The sequence below is a fragment of the Phycisphaeraceae bacterium genome (assembly GCA_019636675.1).
In the GTDB taxonomy this organism is placed as follows: domain Bacteria; phylum Planctomycetota; class Phycisphaerae; order Phycisphaerales; family UBA1924; genus JAHBXC01.
The window spans coordinates 889,660-903,683 of the sequence record JAHBXC010000001.1; the positions used below are offsets into that span (position 1 = coordinate 889,660).

Annotated in this window: 13 protein-coding genes; 1 reads left to right on the top strand and 12 read right to left on the bottom strand. The window is 69.4% G+C overall.

Annotated elements, in window-relative coordinates; genetic code table 11:
• The first annotated feature begins 140 nt into the window (after positions 1-140).
• Positions 141-2,240: a hypothetical protein gene (locus KF684_03760; GenBank protein MBX3352024.1), complete on the top strand. Its 2,100-nt coding sequence runs from the start codon at positions 141-143 to the stop codon at positions 2,238-2,240.
• Between the two features lie 42 nt (positions 2,241-2,282).
• Here the strand turns inward: KF684_03760 and folK are convergent, their stop codons facing one another.
• The 12 genes from folK to fliN all read right to left on the bottom strand — a co-directional run bounded on the left by folK (position 2,283) and on the right by fliN (position 13,926).
• Positions 2,283-2,825 carry a 2-amino-4-hydroxy-6-hydroxymethyldihydropteridine diphosphokinase gene (gene folK, locus KF684_03765; protein MBX3352025.1) on the bottom strand — a complete coding sequence of 181 codons (543 nt, stop codon included), beginning with the start codon at positions 2,823-2,825 and terminating at the stop codon, positions 2,283-2,285.
• A 63-nt stretch (positions 2,826-2,888) separates the two neighbouring features.
• A complete protein-coding gene (locus tag KF684_03770) occupies positions 2,889-3,656 on the bottom strand; it encodes a FliA/WhiG family RNA polymerase sigma factor (protein MBX3352026.1) in 768 nt (255 codons plus the stop codon).
• 384 nt (positions 3,657-4,040) lie between these two features.
• Positions 4,041-4,295, bottom strand: coding sequence for a hypothetical protein (locus tag KF684_03775; protein ID MBX3352027.1), 255 nt, complete (start codon positions 4,293-4,295; stop codon positions 4,041-4,043).
• Positions 4,296-4,406: 111 nt separating this feature from the next.
• Positions 4,407-5,444, bottom strand: coding sequence for a P-loop NTPase (locus tag KF684_03780; GenBank protein MBX3352028.1), 1,038 nt, complete (start codon positions 5,442-5,444; stop codon positions 4,407-4,409).
• Positions 5,441-6,826, bottom strand: a complete 1,386-nt coding sequence (gene flhF / locus KF684_03785) for a flagellar biosynthesis protein FlhF (protein MBX3352029.1) — start codon at positions 6,824-6,826, stop codon at positions 5,441-5,443. The genes KF684_03780 and flhF overlap by 4 nt, the downstream gene beginning before the upstream one ends.
• A 118-nt stretch (positions 6,827-6,944) precedes the next feature.
• On the bottom strand, positions 6,945-9,131 hold the full coding sequence (gene flhA / locus KF684_03790; GenBank protein MBX3352030.1) for a flagellar biosynthesis protein FlhA: 2,187 nt from the start codon (positions 9,129-9,131) through the stop codon (positions 6,945-6,947).
• A complete protein-coding gene (gene flhB / locus KF684_03795; GenBank protein MBX3352031.1) occupies positions 9,128-10,183 on the bottom strand; it encodes a flagellar biosynthesis protein FlhB in 1,056 nt (351 codons plus the stop codon). The genes flhA and flhB overlap by 4 nt, the downstream gene beginning before the upstream one ends.
• Before the next feature lie 3 nt (positions 10,184-10,186).
• On the bottom strand, positions 10,187-11,029 hold the full coding sequence (locus KF684_03800) for a flagellar biosynthetic protein FliR (protein MBX3352032.1): 843 nt from the start codon (positions 11,027-11,029) through the stop codon (positions 10,187-10,189).
• A gap of 25 nt (positions 11,030-11,054) precedes the next feature.
• Complete coding sequence (locus KF684_03805; protein ID MBX3352033.1) at positions 11,055-11,267, bottom strand: flagellar biosynthetic protein FliQ; 213 nt, start codon at positions 11,265-11,267, stop codon at positions 11,055-11,057.
• Between the two features lie 47 nt (positions 11,268-11,314).
• On the bottom strand, positions 11,315-12,184 hold the full coding sequence (fliP, locus tag KF684_03810) for a flagellar type III secretion system pore protein FliP (GenBank protein MBX3352034.1): 870 nt from the start codon (positions 12,182-12,184) through the stop codon (positions 11,315-11,317).
• 104 nt (positions 12,185-12,288) lie between these two features.
• On the bottom strand, positions 12,289-13,149 hold the full coding sequence (locus KF684_03815) for a FliO/MopB family protein (GenBank protein ID MBX3352035.1): 861 nt from the start codon (positions 13,147-13,149) through the stop codon (positions 12,289-12,291).
• A gap of 108 nt (positions 13,150-13,257) precedes the next feature.
• Positions 13,258-13,926 carry a flagellar motor switch protein FliN gene (gene fliN, locus KF684_03820; GenBank protein ID MBX3352036.1) on the bottom strand — a complete coding sequence of 223 codons (669 nt, stop codon included), beginning with the start codon at positions 13,924-13,926 and terminating at the stop codon, positions 13,258-13,260.
• Between the last annotated feature and the right edge of the window lie 98 nt (positions 13,927-14,024).

Sequence of the window (14,024 nt, forward strand, 5' to 3'; positions counted from 1 at the left end):
CTCTAGACACGCCCTCGACCGGCGCGGGCCGGGCCGGGCGCGAACCGACGCTCGCCGGGAACCGAACCAGAGACGCCGCGTCGGATTTCGCGGCAGGAACGAGCGGGCGTGTCGCCCGCCGACACCAATGGGGATTTCCAATGAACTCGAGCGAACTCACTCGGTCCGGGCTCTCGCTGCGCGCAGCGCGTGACACGCACTCCCACCGCCCTGCGCGCGCTCTCCCGGATGCGAGATGGATCCTGGGGGCGCTCGCGCTCTCGTGCGCCCTGGGCCATGCGGCGCTGGCCGCCGACGCGCTGCCGCTCAGGTCGGTCACGCTCTACCGGTCGGGCGTTGGGTACTTCGAGCGAACCGGCGTCGTCGACGGCGCGGCGACGGTGGATCTTCGATTCGATGTCAACCATCTCAACGATGTGCTCAAGTCGATGGTCGTGCTCGACGCGCAGGGCCAGACGCCCCCCACGGTCGCGTTCGAATCCGCCGAGCCGCTCGACAAGGCGCTGGGCGGCTTTCAGGTTGATCTCCGACGCGCCGATTCGATCTACGAGCTGCTCGGGCAGCTCCGCGGCGCCGAGATCGACATCACCACGGGTGAGGGCCCGGTGCGAGGCATGATCCTCAGCGTCGAGACCCGGGGCGAGCCCGAGAAGGGCCAGTTCGTCAGCGTGCTGACCGACGCCGGCGTCAAGACCGTGCCCCTGGCGCGCATGGTGACGTTCAACCTGCTTGACAAACAACTCGCGAGCGAGCTGCGCGTCGCGCTGCGCACGCTGGCGTCACGGCGCGCCGAGAACCAGGCCGGGCTCGGCGTGCGCTTCGGCGAGGGTCGCGAGCGCGATGTGACGATCGGCTACATCCACGAATCCCCCGTGTGGAAGACGAGCTACCGGCTGGTGCTGCCCGACGAGACGGGCGCCAAGCCGATGCTGCAGGGCTGGGCGATCGTGGAGAATCAGACCGACGAGGACTGGGACGGCGTGCGCATGTCGCTCGCGTCGGGCAGGCCCGTCGCGTTCACGATGAACCTGCGCGAGCCGCTGTTCGTCGCGAGGCCCGACCTGCCGCTGCCGATCCCGGGAGTGGTGACGGGCAGGGCCTACAGCGACGCCGTGGCCGCCAGGGCGCCCGCCAGCCCGGCGGCGGACGGGCGCGTGCGGATGGAGCGCGACGCGAGCGCGATAACGGGCCAGTCGATAGCGCCGGCGCGCGTCGCCGAGTCCAATCGCATGGGCGCCGGCTCGTTCAGCGCCTCGCTGGCGTCGGTCGCCGACGCGCAGACCTCGGGAGAACTCTTCCGCTACGAGATCAAGGAGACCGTGACCATCCCCCGGCGCACGAGCGCGATGCTGCCGATCCTCGGGTCGAGCGTCGAGGGGCGGCGTGTCTCGATCTACAACCCCAACGACCTGCGCGAGCACCCGATGCGCGGCGTCGAGTTCACGAACACGAGCGGCGCCGACCTGGCCGCCGGCCCGATCGCGGTCTACGACGCCGATTCCTACGCCGGCGACGCCCAGGTCGGCTTCACGAGCCGCGGGCAGCAGCGCCTCGCGTCGTACGCGGTTGATCAGGATGTCCGCGCCCTCGTCGAGCCGTGGACGGAGTCGCGCATCACGAAAGTCCGGATCGTCAACGGCGTGCTGGAGCAGGAAAGTCGTCGCGAGTCGACGACCGGCCATCGCTTCGTCAATCGCGACGCGTCGCGCGGGCGCACGATCATCGTCGAGCACCCGAAGATGCCCGGCTGGACGCTGCTGTCGCCCGCGTCGCCGGCCAGCGAGTCCGAGACCGTGCAGCGTTTCGAGGTTGCGCTGGACCGCGCCGGGGAGGCGACCCTCGACATCACCCACGAGCGCGTCGATCGCAGCACCGTCGCGCTCGTGCAGTACGACCTCGACCTGCTCGTTCGACTCTCCTCCGACGGGAGGGCGTCGAAGCAGGTCGTGGACGCGGTCCGCAAGGCCGGAGAGATGCAGCGCGCGGTGCGGGACATCGACGCGATGATCAGCGCGCTGAACACCGAGCGCGGGGCGATCGCGTCCGACCAGGGGCGCGTGCGCGAGAACATGGGTCGCGTCGATCGGAACTCCGACCTGTACGCCCGCTACATGCGCACGCTCACCGAGCAGGAAGACCGACTCGAGCAGATCGAGCAGGAGACCCGCGACCTGCGCGCGAAGCGCGAGATGGCGGACCGCTCGCTGCGCGAGTACCTGGCTGGCCTGACCATCGACTGACGAAGAGCGCGCGGAAGACCATCGCGACGCCCGCCGCAGCGTTCACGCCCCGGCGGGCGTCGCCGCGCGCAGGCGCGCGAACAGTTCGGCGGCGGTCCGCCCGAGCACGGGGTGTCGCGCGTCGGGCGCGATCTCGGCGAGGGGCTGGAGGACGAACAGGCGCTCGTGCATCGCCGGGTGAGGAACAACGAGCCCCGGCGAATCGATCACGCGGTCGGCGTAGAGGAGCAGGTCCATGTCGATCGTGCGCGGCTCCCACCGCTCGGTGGCGCTGCGGACGCGCCCGAGCTGGCGCTCGACCTCGAGCATCGCGTCGAGCAGCTCGCGAGGGGACATGGTGGTCTCGACCGTGGCAGCGGCGTTGAGGTACGCCGGCTGGGCCGGGGCGCCGGGGCGGACGAGCGCGGGGGTCTCGATGATTTTGGAGCGGACGAGGACCGACACCCCCCGGGTGGCGCACAGGAGCGCGAGGGCCGCGTCGATGGTGTCGGCGCGGTTTCCGAGGTTGGAGCCGAGCCCGAGGTGCGCGATGACCGCGGAATCGGGGGAGCGATCGGCAGCAGAGGTGTGGTCGTGGTTCGTCATGAAAGCCGCCCGCATCGTTCGACGCGGGCGGAGGGAAGTCGAATCGGATTTGGAGAAGATCGCTCAGGCGTCGACGGCCTCGAACTCGCGCTCGCGGTGCTGCATCTGGGCCTTGAGGCGCTGCAGGATCGAGGAGTGCATCTGGGAGACGCGAGACTCGGAGAGGTCGAGGGTGGCGCCGATTTCCTTCATGGTCATCTCTTCGAAGTAGTAGAGGATGACGATGAGCCGCTCGGCGCGGGAGAGCCCGCGGGTGATGAGCTCGCGCAGATCGCGGCGCTGCGCCTCGGTCAGCGGGTTGCTCTGAGTCTCGTCGCGGATGACGTCGATCTCGTGCAGCTCGCGGCTGCTGTCGCCGCCCATGACCTTGCGCGAGAGGGAGAAGACACCGGCGGCGCGCGAGTCGCGGCTGAGCTTCTTGTATTCCTCGGCGTCGGCGCCCAGGAGTTCGGCGAGCTCGACCTCGGTCGGGTTCCGTCCGTGCTTGAGGAGGAAGCGGTTGCGCGCGGCGTTGACCTTGGCGGTGCGCACGCGGACGAGCCGGGGGACCCAGTCCATGGAGCGGAGCTCGTCGAGGATCGCGCCGCGGATGCGCGGCGCGCAGTAGGTTTCGAACTTCACGCCGCGCTCGAGGTCGAAGCTGTCGATGGCGTCCTTGAGGCCGAAGAGGCCGGCCTGGGCGAGATCATCGACGTCGACCTCGTCGGGGAGGCGCGTGTGGATGCGCTCGGCGTTGTATCGCACGAGCGGGTAGAACTTCTCAAGGAGGAAGTTCCGGATCGCGAGGGACTTGCCCCGCTGGTAGGTGACCCACACCTCGCGCATCTCCATCGCCTCGAGCGTCTGTCGAGTGAAGTCTGACGAGGGAGAGAAGGAGATGCCCTTCTTCGCCTTCGCGGCCTTCGCTGGCGTTGATGTCGTGGGTGATTTCGAGCCCGAACCGGCGTCCGTGCGACGCTTGGTCTTGCCGGTTTCCGCTTTCACGCTGCTCGGCATGGTCCTCTCCTTGACCATCTCATCCGCAGAGTGGACCCGTCGGAGGAGAAGTCCCCATCGTCCGTCGTCACGCGCTGGCCGTGGCGAGGGGCGGGAAGGGTCTCCGTCGGGGTGCGCGCCCATCCGTGGGCCGCCTGAATGGCGGGCAGTATACAGGACGCGTCACACTGCACAAGATGGAAAACCATCAAAAGTCTCATAATTCTGCGTTCAGGCGTTTCACGCCGCCGCCGCGTTGCGTTTCCCCCCGTTCGGGGCGCTGGATGAGCCCCGGGCGGTTGGCACGGTGTGCTGATCGACCCGGTGTTCTTCCCGGAGCCGCTCTCCGAGCACATGCTCGATCGCGGCGCCGATAACCCACCCGGCGACATAGCACACGACCATGCTGATCAGCGCCCTGCTGAGCACGAGGTCGGTCTCGGCCCCTGCGTAGAGGCCAGAGAGCGACGCCAGCGCGAAGGCGCTGAACGCCATGCAGCAGGCCGCGATCCTGGTCGGTGTTCCTTTGGTTCCTCGGCTCACTCTCGATCCCTCCGCCGCGGAATCGCGGTCGGCCGGAGGGAATCGGACGATCAACGACGCGGCTTAAGCCGTCCTTGCCGGATTTCCTCGTCCGCCGGCGATTTTGCGGGTCCGGAGACTCAAGAGTCGCCTGACCAGGCCGGGTCGGTCGGTGGACTCGCCGTCCAACGCCAGATCTTCCAGCAACTCGCGGGCCAGAAGATCGATGCGCGTCGAGATCGGACGACGGGGGTTGCCCAGCAGGAACGGGGTCCGCGATCGCACCGCCGCCCCGACGGCGTCGTCGCGAGGGGCCCAGCCCAGCATGGGCGGGCGCATCCCCAGGAAACGCTCGCACACGCCGGCGATGCGCTCGTGCGTCGCGTGCGCCTCGCGAGGGTCAGACGCCATGTTCACCACCAGCCCGAGCCCGGACGCATCGACGCGCGGCAATCTCGCGCCGCCTGCGACCCCGCCGCCGAGGGCGACCTTGATCAGCGCGTACGCGTCCGTGATCGCCGTCGGCTCGGGGGTCGCGACCACCACGCACCTATCGGCGGCGGCGAGGAACGACAGCACCGCGCGACCGATGCCGGCGCCGCAGTCGATGAGCAGGACATCGCTCGAATCATCGATATCGCCGACCCGCTCGAGCAGCGTTTCGATCGACGAATCGGAGATCTCGGCGAGGGACGCGACGCCGGCGGCGCCCGGGAGAAGTCGGAACCCGCCCGGCGCCTCGATCGCGATGTCGTCGATCGTGCGCGAGCCGGCGAGCACGTGTCCGAGGTGCCCGTGCACGCGCACGCCGCAGAGCACATCGGCGTTGGCGAGCCCCAGGTCTGCATCGAGCAGGGTCACGCGCACGCCGCGCTGCGCCATCGCGATCGCGAGGTTGACGCAGAGGTTGGTTTTGCCCACGCCGCCCTTGCCCGACGCGACGGCGATCGCGTGCGCGGGTCGCTTAGTCGGGGGAGGCGGCGAGAGTTCGATGCGCGCCCGGCGGGCTGGTTCGACGCGCGGCGCGGTCGCTTCGAGCGACGCCATCAGCCGGCGCAGCGACGACGCCTGGTCGTCAAGGCCTGGAGTAGGCGGCGCCGGATGGCGAGGGGCGGCGGTCACCGGACCACCCCGCCCTCGAGGATCAGCCGTGCGATGCGGTCCGGGCGCACCGGCTCGATCCGATCGGGGACTTCCTGCCCTGTCGTGAGGTAGCTCAGATCGACGCCGACCTTTTTCGCCACATTCACGAGCGTGCCGAAGTTCGCCGCCTCGTCGAGCTTGGTGAAGATCAGCCGGTTGGGCGAGACGACGGAGAACCGCTCCGCGACCTGCAGCATCGCGCGCTCGCTGGTGGTGCTGCTCAGCACCAGGTGGGTCTCGTGGGGCTTGGCCGCGCCGAGCAGGTCGCGCAGCTCGTCGAGTCGGTCGGCGTCGCACGGGGCTCGCCCGGCGGTGTCGATGAGCACGACGTCGCAGTCGTGGAGCGAGTCGCACGCCGCCGCCATGTCGGCCGGGGTGAGCGCGACCCTCAGGGGCAGCCCGATGATGTTCGCGTAGGTGCGCAGCTGATCGACGGCGGCGATGCGGTAAGTGTCGGCGGTCACCAGCCCGACCTTCAGCCCGTGGCGCAGCTTGTGCGTCGCGGCCAGCTTCGCGACGGTGGTGGTCTTGCCCACGCCCGTGGGGCCGACCAGCGCGATTCGCCGCGCCGACTCGCTGGGCTTTCGGGGCCTGATCGCGGCCTCCTCGCCCGGGATGCGCAGGGCGGCGCTGAGCCGGCGCACGACGGCGGCGTGCACGATCGCCTCGTCGCCCATCTCCTGTCGCGAGAGCTCGTCGCGGACCTCGGCCAGGATGTGGTCGGCGATCTCGCTCGAGACATCGGCGTCGAGCATGCGGATGTAGCGCGCGTGCAGCAGCTCGGGCACGACCGACGCCGGCGACCCGCTCGTGCGCGCCAGGACCTGGTTGAGCAGGGTCTTGATCGATCCCAGCTCGTTCTCGAGGGCCGAGACGGCGGCGCTGGTCGTCGGCGCGATCTGGGCTCGCGTCGCGAGGGCGGCCACCAGCGCCTTGCCGTTGGTGACCGGGTCGATCGCGCTCTCGGGAGCGCGCTGACCAGCCCCGGGCGCCGGGGCGATCGCGACGCCGCCCGCGCCGGGGTCGGGGCTCGCGCCGGGGGTCGCGTACGCCTGGCGCAGTCGGTCGGCGAGGACGGAGCCGTTCGCGCCGTGATGCCCCGACGCCGCGGCGCGCGGGCTCATCGGGGCGCCGGTGTCGCGCGAGGGGCGCGGGCCGGGCTTGTCGTGGCGAGGGGCGATGTTCGACGCCGAGGTCGCGGTGATCTCGACGATCGGCCGGGCCCAGAGGCCCAGCAGGCCGCCGGCCTTGAACTGGCGAGTGTGCAGGATCACGGCGTCGGGCCCGAGATCGCGCTTGATCTCGACGAGGGCGTCCCCGACGGTTCGTGCGCGGTATGTCCGAAGGGACAGGTCGGCCATCCGTGGCTCCGATCATCCGGCGCGACCGTTTCCCCGGTCGCGCGTCCTTCGGGAAGTCTCCGACTTCCCGGGCGGCACGCTCGCCGCCGATCCCTGACTGTGCGTCGCTGGTGCGATGTTACGCGGCCGACGCGTGCCGCTTGTCCGCCGGGTCCGGCGGCGGTGAGACAAGACCCATCGATTCGACCTCGACCTCGGGAACGATCTCGTTGTACCCGAGAACCACGATGTTCGGCAAGTGGGGCTGGACAATCTGGCGGACGACGGCGCGGACCTGGGGCGACGCGATAACCACCGGGCTGTTGCCGGCGTTCACCACCGGGCCGAGGGCCTGCATGATCTCGCGCGCGATCGTGTTGGCGGTGCGCGCCGGCATGTTGACGGTCGTCCCGCCGCCCGAGCGGTCGATGTGGGCGGCGATGAGGTCCTCGAGCGAAGGGTCGAGCGTGACGCAGACCAGCCGGGGCTTGCCCCCCTGCTCGGTCGCCGGGGACGAGTGAAGCTGGCAGATCACGCGGCGCAGCGCGTGCCGGACGTACTCGACCAGCACGTCGACGTCCTTGGTCTTCGTGCCCCAGTCGCCCAGGGTCTCGAGGATCGTCTCCATGTCGCGGATCGGGACGCGCTCGCGCAGCAGGGACTGGAGCACGCTCTGCAGGTCGCCCGCCTTGACCACGCCCGGCACAACCTCTTCGACCAGCTTGGGCGACTTCTCCTTGAGCTGGGTGAGCAGGTTGCCGACCTCCTCGCGCGTGAGCAGCTCGTCGGCGTGCGTCTTGACGACCTCGGTCAGGTGCGTGGCGAGGACGCTGGTCGCGTCGACCACGGTGTAGTTCATGGTCTCGGCGCGCGGCTTCATGGCCGGGTCGATCCAGTAGGCGTCGAGCCCGAACGCCGGCTCGCGGGTCGGCGTGCCCTCGATGGGCCCGCTGGTGAGCCCCGAGTCGATCGCGAGGAGTTTGCCCGGCTCGGTGCGGCCCTCGGCGATGACCGCCCCGCGGATCTTGATCCTGTACGCGCTCGCGTCGAGGGTCATGTTGTCGCGGATGCGCACCGGGGGCATGACGAGCCCCAGATCGATCGCGGTCTGTCGGCGCGTCGCGGAGATCCGGTCGAGCAGGTCGCCCCCCTGCTTGGCGTCGACGAGCGGGACCAGCCCGTAGCCGACCTCGAGCTCCATGGTGTCGACCTTGAGGAGCGACTCGACGCTTGGGGGCTCGGGCGCCGGCGCCTGGCCCGCGATGTCGCTCGCGCGCGTCGCGTCGTCGCGATCGGCCTTCTCGCCCCGGCGCATGGTGACGCCGATGGTGATGAGCCCGCCCGCCGCCGCCAGCAACGGGATCGCCGGGAGCGGCGTGAGCGCCAGCGCGCCGAGGAAGCCGGAGGTGATGAACAGCGCCGTGGGTTTGGCGGTGACCTGCGCCAGCAGGTCGTCGCCCAGGGACGACTTGGTCGCGCCCGATCGGGTGACGAGGAGGCCGGCGGCGATCGAGATGATCAGCGCCGGGAGCTGCGACGACAGGCCGTCGCCGATGGTCAGTTTCGTGAACACCTGGGCGGTGGAGCCGACGTCCCAGCCGCGCATGAACACGCCGATCGCGAACCCGCCGGCGATGTTGATGAGGGTGATGATGATGCCGGCGACCGCGTCGCCGCGCACGAACTTGCCGGCGCCGTCCATCGCGCCGAAGAAGTCGGCTTCCTGGCCGAGGCGCTCGCGCCGATACTTGGCTTCCCGCTCGTCGATGAGGCCGGCGTTGAGGTCGGCGTCGATCGCGAGCTGCTTGCCGGGCATGGCGTCGAGGGTGAAGCGGGCGGCCACTTCGCCGATGCGCGTGGCGCCCTTCGTGATCACCACGAACTGGACGATCACGACGATCACGAAGAGGATCAGCCCGACCACCAGCGACGAGCCGGCGACGAAGTCGCCGAACGCCTGCACGACGTGCCCGGCGACGTACGCGGCCTCCTCCGGCGTGTTCGCGTCGGCCGAGAGGATCAGTCGCGTGGTCGCGATGTTCAGCGTCAGGCGCAGCAGCGTCGTGAAGAGCAGCAGCGACGGGAACACGGAGAGCTGCAGCGGTTCGTCGACGTAGATGACGGTCAGGAGCACCACCGCCGCCAGCGTGATGTTCATCGACAGCAGCACGTCCATGAGGAACGGCGGCAGCGGGACGACGATCACGCCGATCATCCCGATGATCGCGAGCGGGACCACGAGCGACTTGTAGCGCAGCACGAGGTCCACCCAGCCCGGGTGGCGGGAGCCCAGCGTGACCGGCGCGACGGGGACCGCCTTGCTCACGACGCGGCCCTCCCGTCAAGGCGGTAGACGTACGCCAGCAGTTCGGCGACCGCTTCGTAGAGGTCGGAGGGGATCTCCTGCCCGACCTCGCACTGGTAGTAGAGGGCGCGCGCGAGGGGCGGGCGCTCGATGATCGGCACGCCGTTGGCGGCGCCGATGTAGCGGATCTGCATGGCCATGAAGTCGGCGCCCTTGGCGACGACGCGCGGCGCGTTCCACGAGCCGTGCTCGTACTTGAGGGCGACGGCGAAGTGGGTCGGGTTGGTGACGATGACATCCGCGCTCGGGACGCTCTTGCGCATCTGCTGGTTCAGGATGGCGCGTCCGAAGTCGAGCTGGCGGCGCTTCATGGCCGGGTCGCCGTCCATGTTCTTGCGCTCGTCCTTGACCTCCTGCTTGGTCATCTTGTGGTCTTCGGTGTGCTGCCAGCGCTGGTAGAGATAGTCGGCGACGCCCAGCAGGATGAGCAGCAGCAGCGCCCACAGCGCCAGCTCGATCATCAACGAGCCCAAGACCGCGATCGCGCCGGTGAGGTGCAGGAGGGGCAGCGCCGCGATCTCGTTGAGGTTCGCGCGCACGAACAGGACAGCGACGCCGCCGACGAGGGCGAGCTTGCCGACGTTGATGAGCCCCTTGACCCAGTTGCGCCGGGAGACCATCTTGCCCAGGCCCTTGACGATGTGGAACTGCTTGAACTTGGGCTGCAGGGGCTTGGCGCTGAGGAGCCAGCCCACCTGGACAAAGTTGACCACGTAGGCGATGAGGAACGCGACGGCGAGCGCGGGCCATGCGATCCGAATGAGTGTCAGCAGCAGCTCGTTGATCTGCGCCGGCCCGGCCGCGACCAGCAGCTCGCCCCCGAGGGTGCGGCGGAGGAGCGCGCTGGCGCTCTCGAGGAACCCCGCCCCCAGCGCGACGAGCATGACGAGGATGCTGATGAGGAGCATCGCGGACGAGAGATCGGCGCTCTTGGGGATCTGCCCCTTCTGGCGCGCGTCGGCGAGACGCTTGGCGGTTGGTTGCTCGGTCTTCTCGCCCAGGTCTTCGGCCATGGCTTACTCCGTGGTCTCGAGGAAGGGCGAGGAGAATGGAGAGGGCCTCGACGCGCCGCCCGGGGGCCCGAGGGTGGTCACCCAGCCCACGGCGCGATCGCACGCGTGGCGCACGTCGGTCGCGATGGTCTCGGAGATGAACGCGAGCCCGGCGTAGACCGCGAAGATGCCCCCGAGGATCTTGATCGGGAAGCCGAAGCTGAGGATGTTGAGCTGGGGGACGGTCTTCATGATGAAGCCCATCGCGAGCGTCTCGAGGAAGATCACGCACAGCACGGGCATCGCGACGCGGATCGCGAGCTCGAACCCGCTGTTGACGACGCCGACGATCACCGCGAGGGGCGCGTCGCCGAACATGATGCCGCCGATCGCCACGCGATCGAAGCTGTTGACCATCGCGAACACGAGGATGTCGAAGCCCCCGATCGCGAGGAACACCCCGAACGCGACATAGAACAGGATCTGCCCGATGATGTCGCCCTCGGTGTCGATCGCCGGGTTGTAGAAGTTCGCCAGCCCCAGCCCCATCTGCTGGCCCATGATGAGCCCGCCCATCTGGACCGCCATCATGGGCATGCTGAGGATCATCCCGATCGTGAAGCCGATGACGACCTCGGTCGCGAGGACGGGCGCGAGGGCGAGCAGGTCGAATCGGAGGGGCAGGTTCGCGTCGAGGTTGATGGTCGGATAGATCACCGCCGTCAGGGCGATGACGAAGAAGATCTTGACCTGCCGGGGGACGGTGTCGCCACCGAGGCCGGGCGCGAGCACGAACATGCCCATCATGCGGAACATCGCCGCGAGGAACACGGGCGCGTGCTTCAGGATGGGCTCGAGCTCCATCATGCCGGTTCGTTCGTGGGGGTCGCGGTCAGGTGAGGGTGAACATGTCGAGGGCGAACTCCGCGATGCGCCGGACGACCCAGTGCATGAGCAGCATCGCGACGAGGAGCATCGAGAAGATCTTGGGGACGAAGACGAGGGTCTGTTCCTGGATCTGCGTGACGGACTGGAAGATGCTGATGAACAGGCCGATCGCGACGCCGGCGCCAAGGATCGGGGCGGCGATCTTGATGGTGATCATCAGCGCGGTGCGCACGACGTCGATGATGGAGTCGTCGATGACCACGGTCAGCCCCCTCCCCCGAGCGCGCCCGCCGCGCTCTGCGCGAGATTCGACAGCCGGTCGACCTGACCCGGCTGGACGAAGCTGGTCATCAGCGAACCGACGACGAGGTTCCACCCGTCGACGAGCACGAAGAGCAGGAGCTTGAACGGCAGGGAGATGAGCACCGGGGGGAGCATCATCATGCTCATGGAGATGAGCAGACTGGCGATCACCATGTCGATCACGAGGAAGGGCAGATAGACGCGGAAGCCCATCGTGAAAGCGACCTTCAGCTCGCTGAGCATGAAGGCGGGGATGAGGGTGATCGTGTCGACATCGGCGCGGGTGAGGTTCTGGGGTTCGGAGGTATCGATGCCGCGGTAGTTGAGCATCATGAAGACGCTCGACATGCTGCCGCTGGCCTCCATCTGGTCGAACATGAAGTCTCGGAGGGGCTGCTTGGCGCGGTCCCACATCTCGAGCTGGCTGACGATCTCGCCGTTCTGATAGGGCACGATCGCCTCGGCGTGGATGCGCTCGAAGGTGGGCGCCATGACCAGGAAGGTCATGAACAGCGCCAGCCCGGTGATGACCTGGCTCGGGGGCAGGCCCTGCGCGCCCAGCGCCTGCTTGAGCAACGCGAGGACCACGATGATGCGCACGAAGCAGGTGCACATGATCATGATCGCCGGCGCGAGCGACAGCACCGTGAGCAGCAGCACGATGTTCAGCGTGGTCGAGAGCCCGCCCTGGCCGACCTCCGAACCTGCGCCGGAGCCACCGGGCTCCCCCGCTGCGCCCGAGAACGCGCCCGGGATCAGCCGCGCGGCGCTGTCCAGCACGCTGATCGGGTTGATCGGCTGGGACGCGCTTGGCGCGAGCCCGGAGGACAACCGCTCGCGAGAGAACTGGTCGGGCGTCGGGGGCCCGACCGTCTGCGCCCACGAGGGCGCCCCGATCACGAGCGACAGCACGACAAGGACGATCGCGCGCAGGTTCACGGCGTCACCCCCTTCATCGAATCGAGCCGGCGCCGGATCGCCTCGTACGAATCGCGCGAGGTCGGCACACGCTGCACGCCCGACGCCGCGCCGTGCGCGTGGACCGCGGCGGCGGCCCGGCGGATCAGCGGCGAGCGGCGCGTCAGGTCGACGTGCTCGACGCCCTCGGTCATCGCCGGGTCGCGCTCGAACTTCGACAGCATGTGCCGGAAGCGCCCGGAGAGCGATTCGCTGTCTTCATCGCGTGTGCGCATGAGCAGCGACGCGACCTCGGACGGGTCGCTGAAATCCGCGAGCGTGCGGAACCCGGACGAAGACTGCCCGAGCAGCATGACGCGCTGGTCCAGCCGCAGGAGCACGAGGGTCTGGCCTCGCGAGACGGGGTATCGCCCGAGCACCTCGAGAACCCCGGAGGGCGCCCTGCCCCCTGCGCCGAGCTGCGCACGCAGCCCGCCTCTCGCCGCGACACGGCCGAGCAGCCCACGCAGCGCGAAGATGAGCGCGACGACGACCGCGAGCGCGCCGAGCACGCGCGGCCAAGAGGCCGGGGCGTTCGCGTTCGATTCGCTCGGCTTCGCCGCGCCCTCGACAATCGCGGGACGCGCCGCCTTGCCTCCCAGGAGCGGGCGCGCCTCGGTCGATGTCGGCGCGGGGGCGTCGACGGCGCGGTCGGGGACGGGCCTGCTGATCGGCGCCGGCGCGTCAACGACGACCGGGGCTGGCCCGAAGTTTGCGACGGGGCCGTAGAGAGGCGAGGCGACGACGGGAGTCGCGCCCCCGAGCGCAAGGAGTGCGCACGCGAGACGCACGAAGCGCGCGCGCCGACGGTCGGTGGGTGTGGATGTCTCTGTCGCCATGTCGCCGTCCTTGGCTTGGCGCGTCGGGCTCCGCCCGACGGTGTTGGAAACTACCACGGTGCGTCCGGTCGAGAGGGGGCGGCCCCTGCTTCGCTCGAGACGCGTTGTTCAGTCGTCCGAGCCGGGTACGCGGCTCAGGATCTCGGAGATTCGCACGCAGAAGTTGTCGTTGACGACGAGGACCTCGCCGCGGGCCACGTGGCGCCCGTTGACGAAGACATCGACCGGGTCGCCGGCGAGTTTGTCGAGCTCGACGACCGAGCCCTCGCCCAGCCGGAGCACGTCCTCGACGAGCATGCGCGTGCGCCCGAGTTCGATGTTCACATTGAGGTTCACATCCGCGAGCAGGTCGATGTCGCGGGCTCCGGCCGGGGCGCCGGAGCCGTTGGACGCGAAATCCGGGAGCGCGACCGGGGCGCCCATCGGCTCGTGGGACGCAGCGCTCATCGCGGAAGCCATGTCGGGCTGAGGCGTGGGCAGAGGCCCCCCGCCGCTGGCCTGATGCGACTGCGCGGCGGCGACGGCGGCCTTCACCGCGGCCAGCATGTCGGACGCCTTCTCGCTCAGCTCGGGGGGCGCCGGGCCTTTCTTGACATCCTGCGCGAGCGATTCGGCGGCCTTCTGAGACTGCTCGATGGTCTTCTCGATGTCGTCGGGGGCGTTCGAGGGCGTCGGGGGCGCCGGGGGCGACGAAGGCGCGGCATCGCCCGACGGGGTCGTCGAGGGCGGGTCGCCCGGCGCGTCGCTCGGGTTGATGGGTGTCTGCTCGTCGGCCATCCGTGACCTCTCGGGCGCGCGATCGCGCTCACTGCAAGCATCGGTCGCCGTCCGTGGCGAGCCGCACAGTTTCCTGTGTCCGCGTAGTGTGCGCGCCC